A 20,708-nucleotide genomic window follows, 5' to 3' on the forward strand; every position below is an offset into this window, starting at 1 on the left:
CCTCCATGGGTTGGGTTCACCGCTACCCGGCGTCGTCGTCGGGCGGCGGTTCCATGCCGGTTCCGGCCCTGGGCCGGAGAGAGGTTCCACCGGCCCTCTTCACCGGCCGCTCGGCGGGCCGGGCGGGGGTGCGGCCCGATGCCCGGGCCGTCCACCGGGGCCGGGCGACCGCCCGCTGGGTCCGTGCCGCGACGAATCCGGCGAGGCCCGCGAGGACGGGGCCGACGAGGTCGCCCCAGGACAGTGGTTCGGTCTCCAGGACGGAGCGGAGGAACGGCAGGTACAGGGCCGCGGCGGCGAGTCCTGCGGAGGCGAGGACGGCTGCGGGAAGGAAGGGGTTGGCCCGGGTCAGCAGGCGCTCGCGCAGGCCGAGCACGACCCCGAGCTGCGCGGCCAGCAACGCGGTGAACAGGATGCTCTGCCAGGGCCGTCCGTCGGACCGGGCCCAGAGGGCCGCGCCGAGGCTCACCGCGGTGACCACCGTCCCGAGCAGCAGGACCCGTTGCCACAGGCCGGAACCTAGCACGTGCTGTTCCGGTGGGCGCGGCGGACGGGACATCGCCCCGGGGGAGACGGGCTCGGCCCCCATGGCGACACCCGTCAGGCCGTGGGTGAGCAGGTTGATCCAGAGGATCTGGCCCGCCCGCAGGGGCAGGGCCAGCCCGAACAGCGGCCCGGCCAGCATCACGAGGATCTCCGCCGCGCCGCCGGCCAGACCGTAGAGCAGGAAGCGCCGGATGTTGTCGTAGACGCGCCGCCCTTCCTCCACGGCTCCGACCACGGTGGCGAGCGAGTCGTCGGTGAGTACGAGGTCGGCGGCCTGCCGGGCGACCTCCGTGCCGCGGCGGCCCATGGCGACACCGATGTCCGCCCGCCGGAGGGCGGGTCCGTCGTTGACGCCGTCACCGGTCATCGCCGTGACCGCGCCGCGGTCGCGCCAGGCCTGGACGATCTCCAGCTTCTGCCCGGGATCCGTCCGGGCGAAGACCGTCGGCCGGGTGAGGTCGGTCACCGTGCCGGATCCCAGATCCGCTCCTCGGACCACGTCCGCCGACCGGGCGTCCGGCTCCAGCAGGCCGACCCGGACCGCCAGTGCCCGTGCCGTGGCAGGGTGGTCGCCCGTGATCAGGACGGGCCGGATGCCGGCCCGGACGCAGTCGGCGAGGACGGCGGAGGCGGCGGACTTCGGAGGGTCGGCGAGTGCGGCCAGGCCGAGCAGCCGCAGGCCGTGCTCGGCGTCGGCGGCCGGGGCGGGGAATCCGTGCCGCGTGCCCCGGGCCGCGGCCAGCACCCGGAAGCCCTCCGCAGCGAGCCGGGTGGAGGCCGCCCGGGCGCGTTCCAGGACTTCCTCGGTCTCGTCGAGGACCGCTGCGGTCAGGACGGCCTCAGGCGCGCCCTTGAGGCAGACCAGCGTGCCGCCCCCTGCTGTCCGATGGACCGTCGTCATCCGTTTGCGGACGCTGTCGAACGGCAGCTCGGTGATCCGGGGGAAGGCCGCGCCCAGGTCCACGGGGTCGAGGCCGGCCTTCGCGGCAGCCGCGAGCAGCGCTGCCTCGGTGGGGTCGCCCAAGGCTGTCCACGGACCGCCGGCCTCGGTCGGCGGGCGGAGGGCGGCGTCGTTGCACAGCGCCGTCGCGGTCAGGAGGGCCCGGAGCTCCTCCGCCTCCGCGGGGCCGGGCGGGCTTCCGTCGACCAGGAGCCGGCCCGAGGGGTCGTAGCCGTGGCCGTCGACGCTTGCCGTGCAACCGGGTGTCCACAGCCGTTCCACCACCATCCGGCCCTCGGTCAGGGTGCCGGTCTTGTCCGTCGCCAGGACGGTGACCGAACCCAGTGTCTCGACGGCGGGCAGCCGCCGGACAAGGGCGTGGCGGGACGCCATGTGCCGGGCGCCGAGGGCGAGTGCCATGGTGACGACCGCGGGCAACGACTCGGGGACGGCGGCGACCGCCAGGCTGATCGCCGTCACGCCCATCCTGCCGGCGGGCTGGCCCTGCAGCAGTCCCAGGACGAATACCGCGGCGCACAGCGAGAGCGCCACCACGGCCAGGACCCGTCCCAGGTCGGCCAGGCGGCGCTGCAGTGGGGTGGGGTCCGGCCTCGGCCGCATCAGCGCGGCGATCCGGCCGAGGGCGCTGTCGGCCCCGGTGGCGGTGACGACCGCGAGCGCCCTTCCCCGAAGCACGACGGTTCCGGACCGGACCGTCCTGCCGTCGGGGTCCGCTGCCGAGACCGCCTTGTCCACGGGCACGGACTCCCCGGTGAGCGCGGACTCGTCCACCAGCAGGCCCGCCGATTCGGTCAGGCGCGCGTCCGCGGCGACCACGTCCCCCTCGCCGAGCACGAGCACGTCGTGCGGGACCACGGCCGCGGACGGCACCTCACGGGGTCCGCCGTCGCGCATCACCCGCGCGCGCGGCGTGGAGAGCGCGGAGAGTGCCGCGACGGACTCCTCGGCCCGGACCTCCTGGACCACCCCGACGGTGGTGTTGACGACGACGACCAGGGCGATGACCACCGCATCCGGACGGTCGCCGATCGCGAGCGTGAGCACCACGGCCGCGAGCAGCACGGTGATCAGCGGATCCCGCAGCTGCGCCGCCACCCGGGCCCACAGCGGGACGCGCGGTTGCGCGGCCACCTCGTTAGGGCCGTACTCCGCCAGCAGCCGTGCGGCCTCGGCCGAGGTCGGTCCCGCCGGGGTCCGGTGCTCCCGTGCGACGGTGTTCACCGACGGTCCTCAGTCCGTGAAGAGATGGCGGGCGAGCACCGTGGCAGGGCCGTCCTCGTCGTGCCGGTAGTGGTGGATCTGTGCGTCCGGTCCCGGGAGGTACTCGGTCACCCGGCCGGTGTCCGACCAGCGCACGTCGTACGGCGGGCTTCCGTCGGCGTGGTGCAGGCCGACGATCTCGCCGTCCCGCCGCACCGCGCCCGGCCGGGTCCCGCGGACGATGACGCGGTCGCCGACCGCCGCTCTCGTGTTGCCGTTCATCTCGTCCTCCTCGGACGCGAGCCCAAGCTGCGCTTCCCCCTCCCCTGCTTTCCATGGCACCACCTTCGGCCCCACGGGGCAGGGGCCGATCGGCCCCGGTGGCGGGCCCGCCGGACCCTGGGTCGTCCGGTGGCGGCGTCGGAAGACTGGGGGTACGGCCGACGACCGGGCGGCCCCGCTCCGAGGAGGTGCGCCATGACCACGCAGCAGCGAACGGCCGCGCACACGTCGCTCCGCACCCAGGTCCGCCGCGCCTCCGGCCTCGACCGCAATCCGCTGTGCCGCCCGGTCGACCGGGCCCGGAGCCGCACGGCACTCGCCCTGCCGCTCGTCCTCGCGCTGCTGATCGCCGTCGGCGCGGCCGTGGCGGTGCTGGTCTTCCGGGTGGAGACGCAGGCCGAACAGGTGACGGCGAGGCACCGGCACGCCGTCACCGCGACGACCGTCGGCCCCGCGGTGACCGACGACCTCCGGACAGGAAGCGCCCGTGCCCATGCCCCGGCCCGATGGGCCTACCCGGTCGGGCCCGGCACCGGCACCGTCCAGGTGGCCGCGGGGACCCCGGTCGGTTCGACGGTGGCGATCCGGCTGGACGACAGCGGCGTTCCGGCAGCCGGGGCCCGGACCACCGCCGCAGTCCTCTCGGATGCCGGTGTCCTCGGCGTCGGAACGGCCACCGGCCTCGTCTCCCTCGCCGTCGTCGGATACACGGTGCACCGCCGCACCCTGGACCGCCGGGCCGAGCGGAGCTGGGAACCGGACTGGGAGCGGGTGGAGCCCCTCTGGTCCCAGCGCCGGTGAACCCGCCCCGGGGCGGGCCGGACCTCCGGGAGCCGGAGCGGGAGGATCGGATCGGCCGTCCCCAGGTCAGGCGTCCGCACTGCCTCCGTGGTAGTCGCACCAGAGCCGGTACGCCTCCACCGCGGTGGGCAGTGTGGGGAAGATACGCCCCTGACCGACGGACTCGGTCAGGCCGTACGCGTCCAGTTGGTCGCGCAGGTCCTGTTTGACGCGTGCCATGGCGAAGACGATGCCACGCCGGTCGAGTTCCCGGCGCAGCGCGTCCACCGAGTCCAGCGCGGTGATGTCGACCTCGACGTTGGCCTCGGTGTTGAGGACGAACCACCGCACCGGGGCCGTCCCGTCGGCGGCGGCCAACGCCCTGCGGCGGAAGTCCTCGGCGTTGGCGAAGAACAGCGGGGAGTCGTAGCGGTACACCACCAGGCCGGAAATGGTGCGGGCCTTCGAGTAGTCGTCGACGTCGTGCATGCCGGCCAGACCGGGTACCAGTCCCTGGACCGCGTCGTGCGGTCGCGCCACCCGGCTCAGCAGTTCGGTCACCGACAGCGCCACGGCCACCAGCACGCCGTAGAGGATGTCCAGGGCGAGGACGCCGGCCGTACAGGCGATCGCCAGCACCAGTTCCCGTCGGCGGAAGGAGGCCAGCCTGCGGAAACCCGCCAGGTCGATCATCCGCACGGCGGCGAACACCACGACGGCACCGAGCACAGGCACCGGCAGGTCTCCCAGCAGCGGGCCGAGGAAGAGGAGCACCGCGAGGACGCACGCGCCGGCGGCCAGCGAGTAGACCTGGGTGCGTCCGCCCGTCGACCTGGCGAGCGCGGTCCGGCTGGCGCTGCTGCTGACGGGGAACCCGGAAAGGAAACCTGTGCCGAGATTCGCGCTGCCCAGGGCGAGCAGCTCCTGGTCGGCGTCGAGGCGCTCCCCGCTGCCCTCTGACGCGAAGGCCCGCGCGGTGAGGATCATGTCGGTGTAGCCGACCAGGAGGACGCCGACGGCGGGCAGCACCAGCCGGTCCAGCTCGCCCAGGTCCGGCCAGGAGAAGCGGGGGAGCCCGCCGGGGATCGCTCCGATCGTGTCGATGCCGTGCTGCTCCAGGTCGAACGCGGCCACCGCCGCCGTACCCAGGACGACTGCCAGCAGGGGCGCGGGCAGCCGAGGGACGTGGTGCGCCGCGGTGAACAGGAAGAGCAGGGTGACGGCGCTCAGAGCGGTGGTGGCCGCGTTCGCCTCGGGCAGGTGCCGGGCGAAGGACCACAGCTGTGGAAGGAAGCGCTCACCCGTCACAGGGACACCTGTGAGTCGCTTCAGCTGATCACCCATCATGATCAGGGCGACCCCGGCCAGATAGCCGATCAGGACGGGCTTCGAGAGCAGGTCGGCGACGAAGCCGAGCCGCAGCGCCCACGCCATCAGACACAGGCCTCCGACCACGACGGCCAGCGTCGCGGCGAGGACGGCGTAACGTCCGGGGTCCCCGCTCGCGAGCGGTCCGACCACGGTGGCAGTCATCAGCGCGGTCGTCGACTCGGGTCCGACCGACAGCAGCCGGGACGAGCCGAGAAGCGCGTACACCCCGATCGCCGGCAGGATCGCCCACAGGCCCGCGACCGGCGGCAGGCCCGCGACCCCGGCGTAGGCCATGACCTGTGGAACCAGGTACGCCGCGACCGTCAGACCGGCCACCACGTCGCCACGCAGCCGACCCCGCCGGTAACCCCTGAGCACGGTCGCTCCCGGCGCCGCGGGCACGAAACGGCGCCGGGACCGGCCCGTGCCGTCGCCGTGGCGCGCCATGGATCTCCTCCCACCGCGAAGTCCGACCACGCCCGACCGCCGGAGTGCGGTCGTGACCGCCGTTCGCCCGGTACGGGCGCGGCTTCACATCTGATCACGCGCCGGCTTCTTCTCCGTGCGGGTGTTCGCCGCCGTGACCGCGCGTCGGCCTCCTCGGCGCGGTACCAGGCCGGCGGCCGCGAGGAGGCAGGCGGGCGACGCCCGAACGCCGACCCATGGAGTACGGCCTGTTGGGCGTCCGGCTCAGTCGTAGGGGACGACCGCGACCGGGCACTTCACGTGGTGGATGGCGGCGTGTGCCACCGGGCCGATGTGGGCGCCGATCGGTGAGCGCCGGATCCGGCGGCCGACCACGAGGAGGGCGGCGCCGGCCGAGGCCTCGACGACACCGGCCGCCGCGTTGTCGCGGACGAGCGTCGCGTTCACGGTCACCTGGGCACAGCGCGACCTCCACGGGGCGAGCGTGTCCGTGAGCCGTCGCTGCTCGACGGCGGCCAGCTCCCCGTACATGCTGCCGACGGCGGCGAGCGCCGTGTACTCGCTGCTGATCGGTGGCACCCAGGTGTGGACGACCCGGAGGTGCGCCGAGCGGAGCCCGGCGGCCTCGAAGGCGAAGGCGATGACGTCGTCGCAGGGGTGCTTGAGGTCGAGACCGAGGACGACGTCGCCGTCGGCGGCATCCGGCGGCGCGGTCGCCTCTCCGTCCTCCTCCGCCCGGACCAGCACGACCGGGCACCGCGCCCGGCGCAGCACCTCCTGGCTCACCGAGCCGACCAGGAAGCCGCGGACGGTGCTCAGCCCGCGCGAGCCGAGGACCAGCACGGTGGCGTTCCGTCCGGCCGCTTCGAGAGCCTCGGCCGGATCCTGGTGGACGTGGGCCGAGGTGATTCCGGCGCCGGCGGTGAGGACGGCCCGGAGCTCCGTTTCCTTCGCGGCCAGCTTCTTCCGGCTCCAGCTGATCGCGTCGTCGCTACCGAGGACGTCGGTCCTCGGCCACGGCCAGGCCTGGACGAGTTCGAGCGGCAGTCCGCGGAGGAGCGCCTCGCGGGCTCCCCAAGCGGCCGCGGCCACGCTCTCGGGCGAGCCGTCGAAGCCCACCACGATCGGTCCGTTCACAGGGCCCTCCAGGGTCGGGGCGTGGGTCATCGGGGACGGCGGCGGTCGGTCCGACACGGGCCCGGCCCTCGCGCGGGCCGACGACCGCTCCCGGCCGGGGCCGTCATGGTCCTGAGCCGATGTGGAGCGTGGTCCCTCCTTCCATGGTGGGGCAGGCGATGCGCGGCGGCATGGCCTGGCGACCTTCTTGAACGGCGGGCCGGGCCGGGCGGCACAAGGTCGGCGCTGGTCGGTGGGGCAGTGCCTCAGGCGGGTGTGCCGCGGACGACGACCACAGGGCAGTGGGCGTGTTCCACACAGTGCCTGCTCACGGAACCGAGCAGGGTGCCCGCAAAGCCTCCCAGGCCCCTTGTTCCGACGACCAGGAGGCGGGCCCGGCGGGAGGCCTCCAGGAGGACGTCGGCGGGGTGGCCGTACTCGGTCCGTTGCCGGACCGGTACCGGAGGGCGTGTGGTGTCGGTTTCCTTCTTGACCGCGTCCGCCAGGGCGAGGCGGGCCGCCTCCTCGATCTCCGGGCCGGGGATCGACAGTCCCCAGCCGCTCAGCGGGGGGTAGTCCCAGGCGGCCAGGGCCTCCACCGGCGAGCCGCTCAGGCGGGCGAATTCCAGGGCCCAGCGCAGTGCCGCCGCCGAGGACGGCGATCCGTCGACGCCGACGACGACGGCCCGGGTGTTCTCCTGCGTGGTCTCCATGGTGCGAACCTCCAATGGCGATGTGGGATCTCGGCGACGCGGCATGCGAAGTGACTGGGCCGACCGGTCGGTGAGGGACACGACAGCTGACAGGGCCGGCGGGTCAGTCCTGTCACCGTGTCCCTCAGACCGTGTCGGCGCGGACCACGACGACCGGGCACCGCGCGTGCTGTACGCAGTGCTGGCCGACCGATCCGAGAAGCGCTCCGGCGAAACCGCCGCGGCCCCGACTGCCCACCACGAGCAGATCGGCCCCGTGCGACCTCTCCACCAGCACCTCGGAGGCGTTGCCGAGGACGGCTGTCTCCCGGATCCGCACCGGTCGGACGTCGCCGGTCGCCTCGCCGACGGCTTTCGCGAGTACCTTCTCGGCGGCATGGCCGAGTTCCCGGTCGACCGACATCGGAGCGCGCCCGTACACCGTCGGGAGCGTCCAGCAGAGGACCGCCTCCACCGTGGCACCGGTCAGCCGCGCCTGCTCGACGGCCCACCGCAGCGCCTTCTGCGACGAGGGCGACCCGTCCACTCCGACCACGATGCCGCCCGCCACCGGAGTGCCCTGATCCATGGCTCACCTCGCTCACCGACTGTGCCGAGCAGCCGAAGCCGCCGAAGGTACGGCGCCCTGTCTGTTCCACTCTCCGCCCTCCACGTGCCTCGTGCACGGCCGGTCGACTCTCGCGGACTTCCCGCCCCGGAGGGACGATGAAGGTGTCCGAGAACGCACCGCTCCGGCACCCGCTGACGGCGGCGCGTCACTCCGGAGGTGATCGCCGTGGCCACCGCCACCCCGCCGCCCGTTCGGGTGGAAGCCCGGCTCGACCTGCCGCTCTCGCGCTGGCTCTGGCTCGTCAAGTGGATCCTGGCCGTCCCGCACTGGATCGTCCTCTGTTTCCTGTGGGTGGGCTTCGTGCTGCTCACCGTGGTCGCGTTCTTCGCGATCCTGTTCACCGGTCGGTACCCGCGCGGGGTGTTCGACTTCAACCTGGGCGTGTTGCGCTGGTCGTGGCGGGTGTCCTACTACGCCTGCGGAGGCCTGGGCACCGACCGGTATCCGCCGTTCAGCCTCGGTGAGGAGCCCGACTACCCGGCCACGCTGTACGTCGCCCGGCCGGGCGAGCTCTCCAGAGGGCTGGTACTGGTGAAGTGGTGGCTGCTGGCTCTGCCGCAGTACCTCGTCGTCGGACTCTTCGTGGGCGGATACCACGAAGGCTGGGGCGGTGGCGGGCTGATCGGACTGCTGACACTGTTCGCGGGGCTGGCGCTCGCCGCCACCAGGCGTTACCCGCCGGGCCTCTTCGACCTCGTCGTCGGCCTCAACCGCTGGGTGTTCAGGGTGGCGGCGTACGCGGCCCTGATGACCGACTCCTACCCGCCGTTCCGGCTGGACCAGGGCAGTCTCGATCCGGCGGCCCGGGACACCATGTGACACGGACGATACGGTTCTTGTGGCGTGTGGGCCGGGCCGGAGCCGATCATGATTCGGTCTCCGACTCCTCGACGTCGACCCGTTCTCCGTACACGTGGCCCTCCGCGCTCCCTCGCCCTGTCCGTGCCCGTCATCGGGCGCGAACACACCGTGCTCGCCGAGCAGGACTTCGGAACCCTGTTCCTGCGGCCGGCCGCTTGCGACCCCGGCACTCCCACCCGGCCCGCCCGCCGGGGCCGGTCGGCCCTGGCCCCGGGCGGCGGCGCGCGCGGAGGCTGGAATGGTTCGACGAAGGCCCGAGGAGGCTGCCATGTCCACTGCTCCTGTCCCGCGCGCCGGGACCGAGGCGGCTCTGCTCGCCGACGGGACCACCGTCCGGATCCGCACGATCACGGCCGACGACCGGAAGGCCGTCCTCGGCCTCTACACCACCGGCCTCTCGGACGAGAGCCGGCGGATGCGCTTCTTCGGCGTCAGCCGCACCGCACCCCGGACGGCCACCGACCGCCTGTGCGGGCCGCCGCGCGACGGCCTGCTGACACTCGGAGCCTGGGTCGGCGACGTACTCGTCGGCGAAGCGGACTGCGAGCTGCTGGACGAGCCGCCGCAGACCGCGGAACTGGCCCTGGTGGTCGCCGACCACTGGCACCACCGGGGTGTTGCCACACTCCTCCTGGAACACCTGATCCACGCCGCCCGGCAACGCGGGGTGCGCTTCTTCGAGGCCGACGCCCTGACCGGCAACCGCTCCGTGCACAAGGTCTTCGCGGACCTCGGCCTTCCCGTCCGGCGTCGCTACGAACAGGGCGAGGTCCGGGTCCGGGTCCCCCTGGACGAGTCCGACGAGCACTACCGCGAGGCTGTCGACGAACGGGGGCGCCGGGCCGACGTGGCCAGCCTCGCCGCGCTGCTGCGCCCGGCCTCGGTCGCCGTGGTCGGCGTGTCCCGCAGGGAGGGATCGGTCGGCCGGGCTGTCCTGGACCGGATCCGGAACGGCGGATTCACCGGTCCCGCCTGGGCGGTCAACCCCGCCGCCGACTCGATCGCGGGCGAGCCGGCGTACCCGTCCGTCGGAGCGCTCCCCGGGGTTCCGGATCTCGCGGTGCTCGCCGTCCCGGCCGCCGCCGTACCCGCCGTCGCCGAGGAGTGCGGCCGGGCCGGCGTTCGCGCGCTGCTGGTCCTCACCGCCGGGCTCGGCGCCGAACAGGCCGGGCAACTGCTGCACAGCTGCCGACGCCACAGCATGCGCCTGGTCGGGCCGAACAGCCTCGGCATCGCGCACACCGACCCCGCCGTCCGGCTGGACGCCGAGTTCGGCGGGGCCTTCCCGTTGCCGGGTACCGCCGGGGTGGCCGTGCAGAGCGGCGGGGTGGGGATCGCCCTGCTGGAACGGCTGGCCTGGCTGGGCGTCGGCGTGTCCGACTTCGTGTCCCTCGGCGACAAGTACGACGTCAGCGGCAACGACCTGCTCCGGTGGTGGGAGCAGGACGGCCGCACCGACCTCGCGCTGCTGCACCTGGAGTCCTTCGGCAACCCGCGGGCCTTCGCCCGCACGGCCCGCCGGGTCACCCGGCGGATGCCGGTGCTGACGGTCGACGCGGGCCGCTCGGAGGCCGGGCGCCGCGGAGCCGCCTCGCACACCGCGGCCGCCGCCACACCCACCGTCGTCCGCGAGACCCTGTTCCACCAGGCCGGCATCACCGCCACCCGCAGCATCGACGAACTCGTGGCGACCGCGGGCCTGTTGCACGCCCAGCCGCTCCCGGCGCCGCGCGGTGCGATCGCGGTGGTCTCCAACGCAGGCGGCATCGGCATCCTCGCGGCCGACGCCTGCGCCGACGCCGGACTCGAACTTCCGGAACTCCCGGGCGAGCTCGCGAGGTTGCTCCCGCCGGGCGCCAGTGTGCGCAACCCGGTGGACACCACGGCGGCGGTGCTTCCGGCCGAACTCACCCTGTTCCTCCGCGCACTGGAACGGGAGGAGGCCATCGACGCGATCCTGGTCTGCCTGGTGCCGACGGCCCTCGGAACCGCCCAGGGTCGCGATCCGTTGCGTGCCCTGCTGGAGGGCCCGGCCTCCAGGCCCGTCCCGCTGGCAGCCGTGCTGCTCGACCAGCAGGTGCCGATCAGCTACCTGACCTGTGCGGACGGAGGCGTGCTCCCGGCCTACTCGGACGTCGCCGCCGCGGCCCGGGCCCTCGCCCACGCTCGCGACCGCGCCCGCCTGCTGGCCGAACCGCCGTCACCCGAGGCCGATGCTCCGGGCTGCGACCGGGCTGTCGCCCGCAGCCTCGTCGACGGGTACCTCGACGCGCATCCGGAGGGCGGCTGGCCGGACCCGCTCACCACCGCCGACCTGCTGGAGAGCTACGGACTCCCGCTGATCACCTCGGTCTGGGCGCGCGACGAGCACACCGCGGTCGTCACCGCGGCGGGCCTCGGCCGGCTCGGGCACGAGGGCAAGGCCGTGCTCAAGGCGTACTGGCCGGGGCAGGTGCACAAGAGCGAGGCCGGGGCGGTCCGCACCGGCCTCGCCGGGGAGAGCGAAGTGCGTTCCACCTACCGGGAGTTCGCCCGTTCCTTCGGTGCGAGGCTGGCCGGTGCCGTGGTCCAGCCGATGGCCGCACCCGGAGTCGAACTGCTCGCGGGCGTGGTCCAGGACCGGATCTTCGGCCCGCTCGTCGTCCTCGGCGCGGGCGGCACCGCCACCGAGGTCCTGGCCGACCGCACGGCCCGACTGGCCCCGCTCACCGAGCGCGACCTCACCACGATGGTCACCGACCTCCGTACGGAGCGCCTGCTGGCGGGCCGCGGAGGCACGCCGCCGGTCGACCTCGCCGCCGTACGGTCCGTACTCGCCAGGCTGTCCCGGCTGGCCACCGACCTCCCCGAACTCGTCGAGGCCGACCTCAACCCGGTAATCGCCCGCCCCGACGGCGCCGTGTGCGTCGACGCCCGGATCCGCCTCGAACCCCGGCCCTCCTACGACCCCTACCTGCGGCGGTTGCGCCGCCCGGCACCCGTCGCGGAGAGGTCGGCGCGGTGACGCACGGTGCCCCGGACGGGCGACACCGTCCCCGTTACCGGCATCGACGCGGCCGAAGGCCGTGACTCGGAGGACGCGCCCGTCGATGCGCCCGCGCGCCACCCCCCTCCTCCCGCCGGTCCGGCTACCCCGGGACCAGCACGGCGACTCCGGTGACGCGGTCGGCGGCGAGGTCCGCGAGCGCCGTGTCCGCCTGCCGCAGCGGGTACCGGCGGACTCGGACGACCGGACGGGTCCGGGCCGCCTCCGCCAGGTAGGCCGCCCCGTCGGCGCGCGTGTTGGCGGTGACGCTGCGCAGCGTGCGTTCCTGGAACAGGTGCCGCCGGTAGTTCAGCGCCGGGATGTCGGTGAGGTGGATCCCGGCCACGGAGAGCGTTCCACCGCGGTCGAGTGCCGCCAGGGCGACCGGCACCAGTCCGCCCACCGGCGCGAAGAGGACGGCGGCGGCCAGCGGTTCCGGGGAGGGATCGTAGGAGTCGCCGGCGAACTCGGCGCCCAGGTCGAGGGCCAGTCGCCGGGCTGCGGGGGCGCGGGTGAACACGGCCACCCGGCCTCCCCGGGCGAGGGCGAGTTGGGCGGTCAGGTGCGCGGAAGCGCCGAAACCGTAGATGCCCAGGAGACCGCCCGGCGGCAGTTCGGCCCGCTCCAGCGCCCGATAGCCGATGATTCCGGCGCACAACAGCGGAGCGAGCTCCTCGGCGGGCCGGTCCTCGTCGAGGTGGTAGGCGTAGTCGGCATCGGCGGTCAGGCGGTCGGCGTAACCACCGGGCCGGTCCCAACCGGTGTAGCGCGAGTCGGGGCAGAGGTTCTCGCGGCCGTTCCGGCAGTGGCCGCAGGCGCCGCAGGTGCCCGCGAGCCAGGCCACTCCGGCCCGCTCCCCGACGGCGAACCCGTCGACGCCGGTGCCGACCGCCCGTACGCGCCCGACGGCCTCGTGTCCGGGCGTGCACCGGGTCGCTCTGGGCGGAAGATCCCCCTCCGCGAGGTGGAGGTCCGTGCGGCACACCCCGCACGCCTCGACCTCCACCAGGATCTCGTGCGGCCCGAGTGCCTCCAGTGGTCGGCGCTCCCACACCAGCGGCCCGGTGGTGGCGTCGTTCACCGGGCCTGGCCGATCGACGACCCAGGCACCGGTGTCCGCATGCAGTGCCGCGGTGCTGTTCATCGCGTTTTCCTTCCCACGTCGGGTCGCCAGGGCGGTTGTTCGAGCACAGCCCCGGCTGAGCGGACCGCCCGGGCCAGTGCGGTCCGGGAGGCGGGGGAGCCGTTCACTCCGACAACGATCCGGTTCCGTCCGGTCGCCGGTGGTGCAGTCGGCCGCCCTACTGGACGAGTACCCGTTCACCGGGGCGTGGGACGGCAGCCGTCCAGTCGAGTTCGCGGTCGATGCGGTCGCGCAGTTCCGCCGAGCCGTCGGGCTCGCCGTGGACGAGGTACACCGCGCTGGGCGGGGGTGCTTGGCGCAGCCAGTCGACGATCTCCGCCGGGCCGAACCGGCCCTGCGGTCCTGGGCCGAACCGGCCCTGCGGTCCTGGGCCGAACCGGCCCTGCGGTCCTGGGCCGAACCGGCCCTGCCGGCGGGGACCGTCCGGCCCTGTCCGGCGGTGGCGCGCAGGCGGACAGTGAAGGCAGGCCCCGGTCGGGGCCCGACCGCGGACTCCGAGGAGGAATGAGGACGATGCAGCACCGCAGCGTCAACGACGTGATGACCCGTGAGGTCGTCACCGCCCGGCCCGGCACGCCGTTCAAGGAGATCGCGGAGCTGTTCCACCGCAACGACATCACCGCGATCCCGGTACTGGACGACCAGGGCCGGCCGCTCGGGGTGGTCTCCGAGGCCGACCTGATCCGCAAGGCGGCCGTGCTGCCCGACCCCGAGGGGCACTACCCGGGCCGCTGGCTCGACGCCGCGGACCGGGCCCGGGCCGAGGCGGAGACGGCCGGTGGGCTGATGACGAGCCCGGCCGTCACCGCCCGCGCCGGCTGGACGGTCGCCGAGGCCGCCCGGGCGATGGACAAGCACCGGGTCAAGCGCCTCGCGGTGGTCGACGAGGCCGGGCGCCTGGTCGGCATCGTGAGCCGCCGCGACCTGCTGCAGGTGTTCCTGCGGCACGACGCGGCCGTCCGGGAGGAGATCGTCCACGACATCCTCGACCGGACCCTCGGGCTCGCGCCCGACGCCGTCCGGGTGACCGTCACGGACGGGGTCGTCTCGCTGACCGGACGCCTGCCCCGACGCAGCCTGATACCCGTCGCGGAGCGGCTCTGCCGCGCCGTGGACGGCGTCGTCGCCGTCCACCGCACGCTCGACTGGACCGAGGACGACACCGACCCCCGGCTCGAACACCCCCGCGCCTACCGCGCGGCAACCTAGGAGGCCGTCATGACCCGCACACCGGACACCGTCGCCGACGTCATGACCCGCGCGGTCGTCGCCGTCGGCCGCGACGCCGACTTCCGCGAGGTCGCCGAGACCCTGCGACGCTGGCAGGTCAGCGCCGTCCCGGTGCTGACCGGGGACGGCAGGGTCATCGGCGTCGTCTCGGAGGCGGATCTGCTCATCGCCCGGGACCGCGACGGCGAACGGGCCGATGCCCTGACAGCCGGACGGATGATGTCCGTCCCCGCTGTCACCGTGCACCCGGGCAGCCCGCTCGCCGAGGCGGGCCGGGTGATGGCCCGCGGCCACCTCAAGCGGCTCCCGGTGGTCGACGGCGAGGACTACCTGGTCGGCGTCGTCAGCCGCGGCGACCTGCTCAAGGTCCATCTCGCGGACGACCGGGACCTCGCGGACCGGGTGCGGTTCGAACTGGCCGCCGCCCTCGGCCCGGCCACCGCCGTCGAAGCCGGTGTCCACGCCGAGGACGGCCGGATCACGCTCTCCGGAACCCTGCCGGACGCGCTGTCGGTACCGGTGCTGGAACGGCTGGTACGGTCCGTGCCCGGCGTCGTCGGGGTCGAGGTCCGGCTGGGCGCCCCGGCGTGACCCGACCGGGCACGGTGCTCCCGCCGCTCCCCGCTGCGGAGTCCGGCCGCAGGACCGAGAATCGGTGACATGACCGGTTCCGCCACCGGGCGGCCGGGCGTGGCGAGGGAGCAGCCCGATGGACACGACCGATGCCGCCCGGGCGCCGCGGCCCGTCCAGGTCTTCCTGCTCGACGACCACGAGGTGGTCCGGCGCGGCGTGCGCGACCTGCTGGACGCCGAGCCGGACCTCGAAGTCGTCGGGGAGGCGGCCACGTGTGCCCAGGCCCTCGCCCGGGTGCCGGCACTGCGTCCGGACGTGGCGGTCCTCGACGTGCGGCTGCCGGACGGCGACGGTGTGACCGTCTGCCGGGAGCTGCGGGACGGAATGCCCGGGCTGGCGTGCCTGATGCTGACCTCGTTCGACGACGACGACGCGCTGCTCGACGCGATCATGGCCGGCGCCGCCGGCTACGTTCTGAAACAGGTCAAGGGCACCGACCTGCTCAGCGCGGTCCGGACGGTCGCCTCCGGCCAGTCCATGCTCGACCCCGCCACCACCCGCAAACTGATGGAGAGCCTGCGCCACCACGAGCAGTCCCCGACCGAGGCGGCGCTGGCTCAGCTCACCCCCCGGGAACACGAGATCCTCGTCCTGGTGGGCGAGGGGAAGACCAACCGCGAGATCGGCCGGGAGCTCTACCTCGCGGAGAAGACGGTGAAGAACCACGTCTCGCGGCTGCTCGCCAAGCTGGGCGTGGAGCGACGCCTCCAGGCCGCCGTCCTCGCGGCACACGCGGACCCGCCCCCCGAATCCGGGCAGCCGCACTCGAATTCGGCCTGACCCCGGGGAGCCGGTCGGGCCACGGGCGAGGGCCGACCGGCCCAAGCGCCCGTCGGGCCGCCGAAGCAGGGTGGAGACGAGGCGAAGAGCCTCACAGCCCGGACCGGCCACCGAGCCGGTGTCAACCTTCCGGAGGCGGCCATGTCCACCATCGCCCTCGATGCCGCCGCTTTGGAGAGCCTCGTCTCCGCGGCGGTCGCCGCGCCCTCGATCCACAACAGCCAGCCGTGGCGCTTCGGGCTCCGGCCGGAGACCTCGACGCTGGAGGTCTGGGCCGCCGGGGAGCGGGCCGTTCCGGCGACGGACCCGACAGGACGGGCCCTGCACATCTCCGTCGGCGCGGCCGTGCTCAACCTGAGGGTCGCGGCCAGGCACCTCGGTTGGGCCCCGGAGGTGCGGTTGCTGCCGGATCCGGCCGATCCCGACCTCCTGGCCGCAGTCCGTCTGGACACCTCGGCACGGGTCCAGGTGCCCGGTGCCGAAGCGCTCTACACGGCGATCTGGCGCCGCCACTCGATCCGGACGCCCTTCTCCGGCGACCCAGTCCCGCCGGCGGTGCTCGACGAACTCGTGGTGGCGGCCCGGGAGGAGGACGCCCACCTCGAACTGCCCGGACACGAGGAGACGGCCCGCCTCCTGAGCCTCACCGCGGAGGCCGAGCGGCGCGGCACCGGCGACGCCGGCCGGCGGGCCGAGAGCCGGAACTGGGTCCACAGCGGTGAACTGCTGCCCTACGGCATCCCCGCCCGGGCACTCGGCCCGAAGGACCGGGACGGGCACCTGCCCATGCGCGACTTCACCGCCCTGCGTCCCCTGGAGCACCGCACCGCCGCCACCTTCGAGCGTGAACCGCGGATCGCCGTGCTGGTCACCGATCGCGACGCGCGCGCGGACTGGCTGCGTGCCGGACTCGCCCTGGAGCACGTGCTGCTGGCGGCCACCGTGCGCGGCGTCCGCGCGTCCCTGTTCCACCAGGCGATGGAGTGGCCGTACCTGCGATGGGCCACCCGTGAGCCGCACCGTGGCCCCGGCCACGTCCAGATGCTGATCCGCCTCGGTTACGGCCCCGAGGGCACCCCCACGCCGCGCCTGGCCGTCCGCGATGTCCTGGAGCCGGGCGCCTAGGGCGTCGGCAGCGGCACCCGCCAGACCAGTTCGGTGCCGCCCCCGGGTCGGCGGTCGGCGGTGAAGGTACCGCCCAGGGCCGTGGCCCGTTCGGCGAGGTTCGTCAGGCCGCTGCGCCGTCCGCCCTCAGGCAGCCCGACCCCGTCGTCGGTGACGGTGAGCGTGAGGTCCGCCCCGGCGGTGAGGGAGACCTGCACGGAACCGGCGCTCGCGTGCCGGGCGGCGTTGGAGAGCGCTTCCTCCAGGACCGCCACCGCGGCGTCGGCGACAGGTCCGGGAACGGTGACGTCGAGCAGACCGGTCATCCGCACGGCCGGAGTGAAGCCGAGCGTCCGCGCCGCCCGCTCGACCGTCTCCGTCACCCGCCCGCGCAGACCCGAGGCGGCCGGGCCGGTGGTCCGCAGGCGCAGGCCGAAGATGGTGGCGCGGATGGTCCGGGCCGTCTCGTCCAGGTCGTCGATGGCCCGCAGGACACGGTCGGCGGCCTCGGGGTGCTCGATGAAGCGGGTCGCTCCCTGGAGGGTCATGCCGGTCGCGAAGAGCCGCTGGACGGCCAGGTCGTGGAGGTCCCGGGCGATCCTGTCGCGGTCCTGGAGCAGGGCGATCTGCTCGGAGTCACGGCGCCGTTCGGCGAGTTCCATCGCCACCGCGGCCTGGCCGGCGAAGCCCAGCAGCGGCCCGGACTCGTCTTCGCCGAACAGCGGGGAGCCGGCCGCCCGGGCGAGCATCAGCACACCCCGGACGCCGTGCTCGTCCGTGCCGATCGGCACCGCGACGGCCGGACCCAGGCCCTCCCAGCGCGGGGGACTGGCCGTGATCCTCGGATCCGTCTGCACGTCCGCGCTCGTGACCAGCCCACCCGTGAGGATCGCGGCCCCGACGAAGGAGCCCCGCACCGGGACCACGAGGTCCTGGTGCTGACGCTCGCCCAGACCGACGGCGATCCGGACCTCCAGCTCGTCGGTCGCCGGGAGCGGCCGGGCGACCACGGCCAGGTCCGCACCGGAGATCTCGGTGGCTTGCGACACCAGGAGGTCGAGCACCTCGGGCTCCGGGCTGCCGGACAGCAGCTTGCTGGTGACCTCCGCACTCGCCGCCAGCCATCGCTCGCGCAGTCGGCCCTGCGCGTAGAGCCGGGCGTTGTCGATGGCCACCCCGGCTGCGACAGCGAGGGTCGCCAGCACCGATTCGTCCTCCGCGTCGAAGCCGGCGCCTCCGCGCTTCTCGGTCAGGTAGAGGTTGCCGAACACCTTGCCGCGGATCCGGATCGGCACGCCGAGGAAGGTGCTCATGGGCGGATGGTCGGCCGGGAAGCCGTAGGAGGCCGGATGGTCGGCGATCCGGTCGAGCCGCAGTGGTTCGGGGTGGCGGATCAGCTCACCCAGCACACCGTGTCCGGACGGGAGGTCCCCGATCCGCTTCACCTGGTCCTCGCTGACCCCGACCGGGATGAACTGCGACAGTCGCCGGTCGTCCCCGACGACTCCCAGCGCGCCGTACTCGGCGTCCACCAGGGTCACGGCCGCCTCCACGATGTGCCGCAGGGCCTGGGAGAGCTCCAGGTCGCGGCCGACCGCGAGGACCGCCTCCAGGAGGCTGTGGATCCGGTCGCGGGTCCCGCGCGCCGCGTCCAGCCGCGCCTGGAGCTCGTCGAGGAGTTCGTCCAGTCGCAGCCGGGGTACCTGCGTGGCACCCACCGGATCGGCGTCCACGGCATTCCTCCACGGGTGTCGCCCGAATCCCCTCACCAGCGTAGACATCCCGTCCTCGGCCTGCCGACCGCTGTCGCCCGCGGAACGGGGCCGATCACCGGCCGCCGCGTCGGGCGCGGCCGAGCCGCCGGCGCCGGGCCGCGGCGGCGCTGATGGTGGGTGACCTCACACCGGTACGACCACCACCGGGCCCCGCGCGTGCTGGACGACCGCCTGGCTGGTCGATCCGAGCCGGCCGATCGCACCACCGGGCTCCCCCCGGCGGCCCACCACGACGAGTCCGTGCCGCTCCGACAGCGCCACCAGTTCCTTCGCGGCCCCGGAGTGGACGACCGAGGTGGTGACCGGCACGTCCGGGAAGCGCTCGCGCCGGCCCGCCAGGACCTCGGCCAGCAGTCGTTCGTGTTCGGCCCCGACGTGTGCCTTCTCGTACACCGGGGGAACGTCGTGTCCGGAGACCAGGACCAGCGGGTAGCTCCAGGTGTGCAGCACCAGCAGTGGCCAGGACTGCCGCCGGGCCGTTTCGAAGGCGTACTCGAGCACCGGGCCCTCGCCGTCCTTGCCTTCCGCTCCCACCACCACTCCGCGCTCCACGGGTGCGGCGTCGCGGACCACGGCCACCGGGCAGGGCGCATGGGCGGCCGCGTACAGAGTGGTCGAGCCGACGAGCAGGCCGGCGAACCCACCGGACCCTCGGGAACCGACCACGAGAAGTGCGGCATCCGTTGCGGCGTCGGTCAGTGCTTCGCGCGCCGCCCCGTCGACCAGCTCGGCCACGACGGTGAGTCCGGGGTGCTCGCCTGTGACCCGGGTCCACTCCCGGTCCAGGACCTGTGCCTCGTCCTCGGAGGCGCCTCCGGACCGGGCGTGGAAGAGTCGTAGAACGGCCTTCCGGGCCAGAGCCTCGGCGGCGGCCCAGTCGACAGCCGCCCGATTGGGTCCCGACGGATCCACGCCCACCACGACGGAACGGTTCATCGTCGGCACCTCCGTGCTCCGCAGCCGTGCCCAGACTCAGGCTATGCCATTCGGCCACCGAGCACCCGCCGTCGCGGGTCGGCTTCGTGGACGTCGGCAGGCGGAGGCGGCCGACGTCCGTGGTGACCGGGGCCGATGGTCGCAGAGGGGTTCGTCGAGGCGATGAACGGTGAGCTGACCGTGGACGAGGCCTCCGGAGGAGGGACGTCCTTCGTGATCACTCTCGGCCGGGCGGGCGGACGAGGATGATCAGCGCACGCCGACGGGCCGGGGGTGGATGTGTCGGGTGCCGGGGTGGCCGACCGCGAAGGGGAGCGGTGCGCCGCTGCGGGCGCTGAACTCCAGCCGCTCCAGCAGCTCGGAGGGGGAGACGGCGACGACGGGGCAGGTCGCGTGCGCTTGGCAGTGGCCGAGGACGGAGCCGGGCAGCAGTCGGCCGATGCGGCCGTGCCGGCCGGTGCCGATCACCAGCCGGTCCTCCGGTCCGGTGACGGCGGCGACCAGGGCGGGTCCGGCGTTGCCCCGGACGGTGAGGGGGTGGATGACGAGGTCGGCGGGGTAGCCGTCGAAGGCGCCTCGGGCGAACCCGCTCGCCGCGAGTCCGCGGTGGCCGCCCCAGGTCCCGGCGGTCCAGTGCGGCTCGCCGCCGCGGGCCGCGGCGCCGGAGCGCAGCGCGAAGCGGTCGATCCTGCCCAGGTCGCCCGGGCCGATCGGGCGGACCCAGCCGCGGATGTGCGGCGACACGGTGCGCGGGCGCTCCCGCCCGACGTACACCACCCGCACCCACGGGGTGACATGGGTGAAGGTACGGCCCAGCAGCGGGAGGAAACGGTCCGGGGCGTGGAACTGGCCGCGCCCGAACCCGGCCAGGACGGCCGGGTCGAGCCGGGCCGGGTCGCCGTGCAGCAGCCGTTCCGACCCGCAGTGCACCAGCATCGCGCCGACCGCACCGGGATCGTCCACCCATCGGCCGCCGTGGCCGCTCTGCTCGACATGGGCGGCGAGGACGGTGGCCCCCGGACGCTCGGGGGAGAACCGGTCGGTGGACGGTTCGGTGGACCGGTCGGTGGACCGGAGGACAGTGGCGGGGGCGGTCACGGAAGCGGGCACCCGCCCAGTACCGCGCACCGGACGGCCACCCCGGCCGGTTGTTGACGGAAGTCTGACGGTGAGCGCCACGGCGCTGACGCGGCCTTGGCGGCGGCCGGGGTGCG

General features: G+C 74.2%; 18 protein-coding genes. 7 read left to right on the forward strand and 11 right to left on the reverse strand.

The window, feature by feature from the left end; genetic code table 11:
* Window positions 1–22: 22 nt before the first annotated feature.
* Together OG715_RS38835 and OG715_RS38840 are read right to left on the reverse strand one after the other, a co-directional pair.
* On the reverse strand, window positions 23–2,728 hold the full coding sequence (locus OG715_RS38835; RefSeq protein ID WP_266272522.1) for a cation-translocating P-type ATPase: 2,706 nt from the start codon (window positions 2,726–2,728) through the stop codon (window positions 23–25).
* A gap of 9 nt (window positions 2,729–2,737) precedes the next feature.
* Entirely contained in the window at window positions 2,738–2,989 is a 252-nt protein-coding gene (locus OG715_RS38840) for a DUF1918 domain-containing protein (RefSeq protein ID WP_323182192.1), read from the reverse strand.
* A gap of 195 nt (window positions 2,990–3,184) precedes the next feature.
* Between OG715_RS38840 and OG715_RS38845 the strand changes: the two genes are divergently transcribed.
* Window positions 3,185–3,790: an Rv1733c family protein gene (locus tag OG715_RS38845; RefSeq protein ID WP_266272521.1), complete on the forward strand. Its 606-nt coding sequence runs from the start codon at window positions 3,185–3,187 to the stop codon at window positions 3,788–3,790.
* 66 nt (window positions 3,791–3,856) lie between these two features.
* Here the strand turns inward: OG715_RS38845 and OG715_RS38850 are convergent, their stop codons facing one another.
* The 4 genes from OG715_RS38850 to OG715_RS38865 form a co-directional block, all read right to left on the reverse strand.
* A complete protein-coding gene (locus OG715_RS38850) occupies window positions 3,857–5,587 on the reverse strand; it encodes a SulP family inorganic anion transporter (RefSeq protein WP_266272520.1) in 1,731 nt (576 codons plus the stop codon).
* 243 nt (window positions 5,588–5,830) lie between these two features.
* Window positions 5,831–6,703 carry a universal stress protein gene (locus tag OG715_RS38855; RefSeq protein ID WP_266272519.1) on the reverse strand — a complete coding sequence of 291 codons (873 nt, stop codon included), beginning with the start codon at window positions 6,701–6,703 and terminating at the stop codon, window positions 5,831–5,833.
* Window positions 6,704–6,948: 245 nt separating this feature from the next.
* Entirely contained in the window at window positions 6,949–7,395 is a 447-nt protein-coding gene (locus OG715_RS38860) for a universal stress protein (protein ID WP_266272518.1), read from the reverse strand.
* Between the two features lie 124 nt (window positions 7,396–7,519).
* A complete protein-coding gene (locus tag OG715_RS38865) occupies window positions 7,520–7,963 on the reverse strand; it encodes a universal stress protein (RefSeq protein ID WP_266272517.1) in 444 nt (147 codons plus the stop codon).
* Window positions 7,964–8,170: 207 nt separating this feature from the next.
* On the opposite strand from OG715_RS38865, the gene OG715_RS38870 reads away from it, so the two are divergent.
* A complete protein-coding gene (locus tag OG715_RS38870; RefSeq protein ID WP_266272516.1) occupies window positions 8,171–8,824 on the forward strand; it encodes a DUF4389 domain-containing protein in 654 nt (217 codons plus the stop codon).
* 310 nt (window positions 8,825–9,134) lie between these two features.
* Window positions 9,135–11,870: a bifunctional acetate--CoA ligase family protein/GNAT family N-acetyltransferase gene (locus OG715_RS38875; protein WP_266272515.1), complete on the forward strand. Its 2,736-nt coding sequence runs from the start codon at window positions 9,135–9,137 to the stop codon at window positions 11,868–11,870.
* Window positions 11,871–11,994: 124 nt separating this feature from the next.
* Here OG715_RS38875 and OG715_RS38880 read toward each other — a convergent pair whose 3' ends face one another.
* The gene (locus OG715_RS38880; protein ID WP_266272514.1) at window positions 11,995–13,035 is read right to left on the reverse strand and encodes a zinc-binding alcohol dehydrogenase family protein; all 1,041 of its coding nucleotides are present in this window, start codon (window positions 13,033–13,035) and stop codon (window positions 11,995–11,997) included.
* A 157-nt stretch (window positions 13,036–13,192) separates the two neighbouring features.
* Window positions 13,193–13,348: an MBL fold metallo-hydrolase RNA specificity domain-containing protein gene (locus OG715_RS38885; protein WP_266274548.1), complete on the reverse strand. Its 156-nt coding sequence runs from the start codon at window positions 13,346–13,348 to the stop codon at window positions 13,193–13,195.
* Window positions 13,349–13,548: 200 nt separating this feature from the next.
* On the opposite strand from OG715_RS38885, the gene OG715_RS38890 reads away from it, so the two are divergent.
* The 4 genes from OG715_RS38890 (at window position 13,549) to OG715_RS38905 (ending at window position 16,804) form a co-directional block, all read left to right on the forward strand.
* On the forward strand, window positions 13,549–14,244 hold the full coding sequence (locus tag OG715_RS38890; protein ID WP_266272513.1) for a CBS domain-containing protein: 696 nt from the start codon (window positions 13,549–13,551) through the stop codon (window positions 14,242–14,244).
* A gap of 9 nt (window positions 14,245–14,253) precedes the next feature.
* Entirely contained in the window at window positions 14,254–14,856 is a 603-nt protein-coding gene (locus tag OG715_RS38895; protein WP_266272512.1) for a CBS domain-containing protein, read from the forward strand.
* 118 nt (window positions 14,857–14,974) lie between these two features.
* Window positions 14,975–15,679 (forward strand): response regulator, encoded by a 705-nt coding sequence (locus OG715_RS38900; protein WP_266272511.1) that lies wholly within the window; start codon window positions 14,975–14,977, stop codon window positions 15,677–15,679.
* Between the two features lie 141 nt (window positions 15,680–15,820).
* A complete protein-coding gene (locus OG715_RS38905; protein WP_266272510.1) occupies window positions 15,821–16,804 on the forward strand; it encodes an Acg family FMN-binding oxidoreductase in 984 nt (327 codons plus the stop codon).
* Here OG715_RS38905 and OG715_RS38910 read toward each other — a convergent pair.
* The 3 genes from OG715_RS38910 to OG715_RS38920 all read right to left on the reverse strand — a co-directional run bounded on the left by OG715_RS38910 (window position 16,801) and on the right by OG715_RS38920 (window position 20,604).
* A complete protein-coding gene (locus tag OG715_RS38910; protein ID WP_407661067.1) occupies window positions 16,801–18,564 on the reverse strand; it encodes a GAF domain-containing sensor histidine kinase in 1,764 nt (587 codons plus the stop codon). The genes OG715_RS38905 and OG715_RS38910 overlap by 4 nt on opposite strands.
* Before the next feature lie 117 nt (window positions 18,565–18,681).
* Complete coding sequence (locus tag OG715_RS38915; RefSeq protein ID WP_266272508.1) at window positions 18,682–19,494, reverse strand: universal stress protein; 813 nt, start codon at window positions 19,492–19,494, stop codon at window positions 18,682–18,684.
* 249 nt (window positions 19,495–19,743) lie between these two features.
* A complete protein-coding gene (locus tag OG715_RS38920; RefSeq protein ID WP_266272507.1) occupies window positions 19,744–20,604 on the reverse strand; it encodes a universal stress protein in 861 nt (286 codons plus the stop codon).
* Between the last annotated feature and the right edge of the window lie 104 nt (window positions 20,605–20,708).

The sequence above is a fragment of the Kitasatospora purpeofusca genome, assembly GCF_036010405.1.
Taxonomy (GTDB): domain Bacteria; phylum Actinomycetota; class Actinomycetes; order Streptomycetales; family Streptomycetaceae; genus Kitasatospora; species Kitasatospora purpeofusca.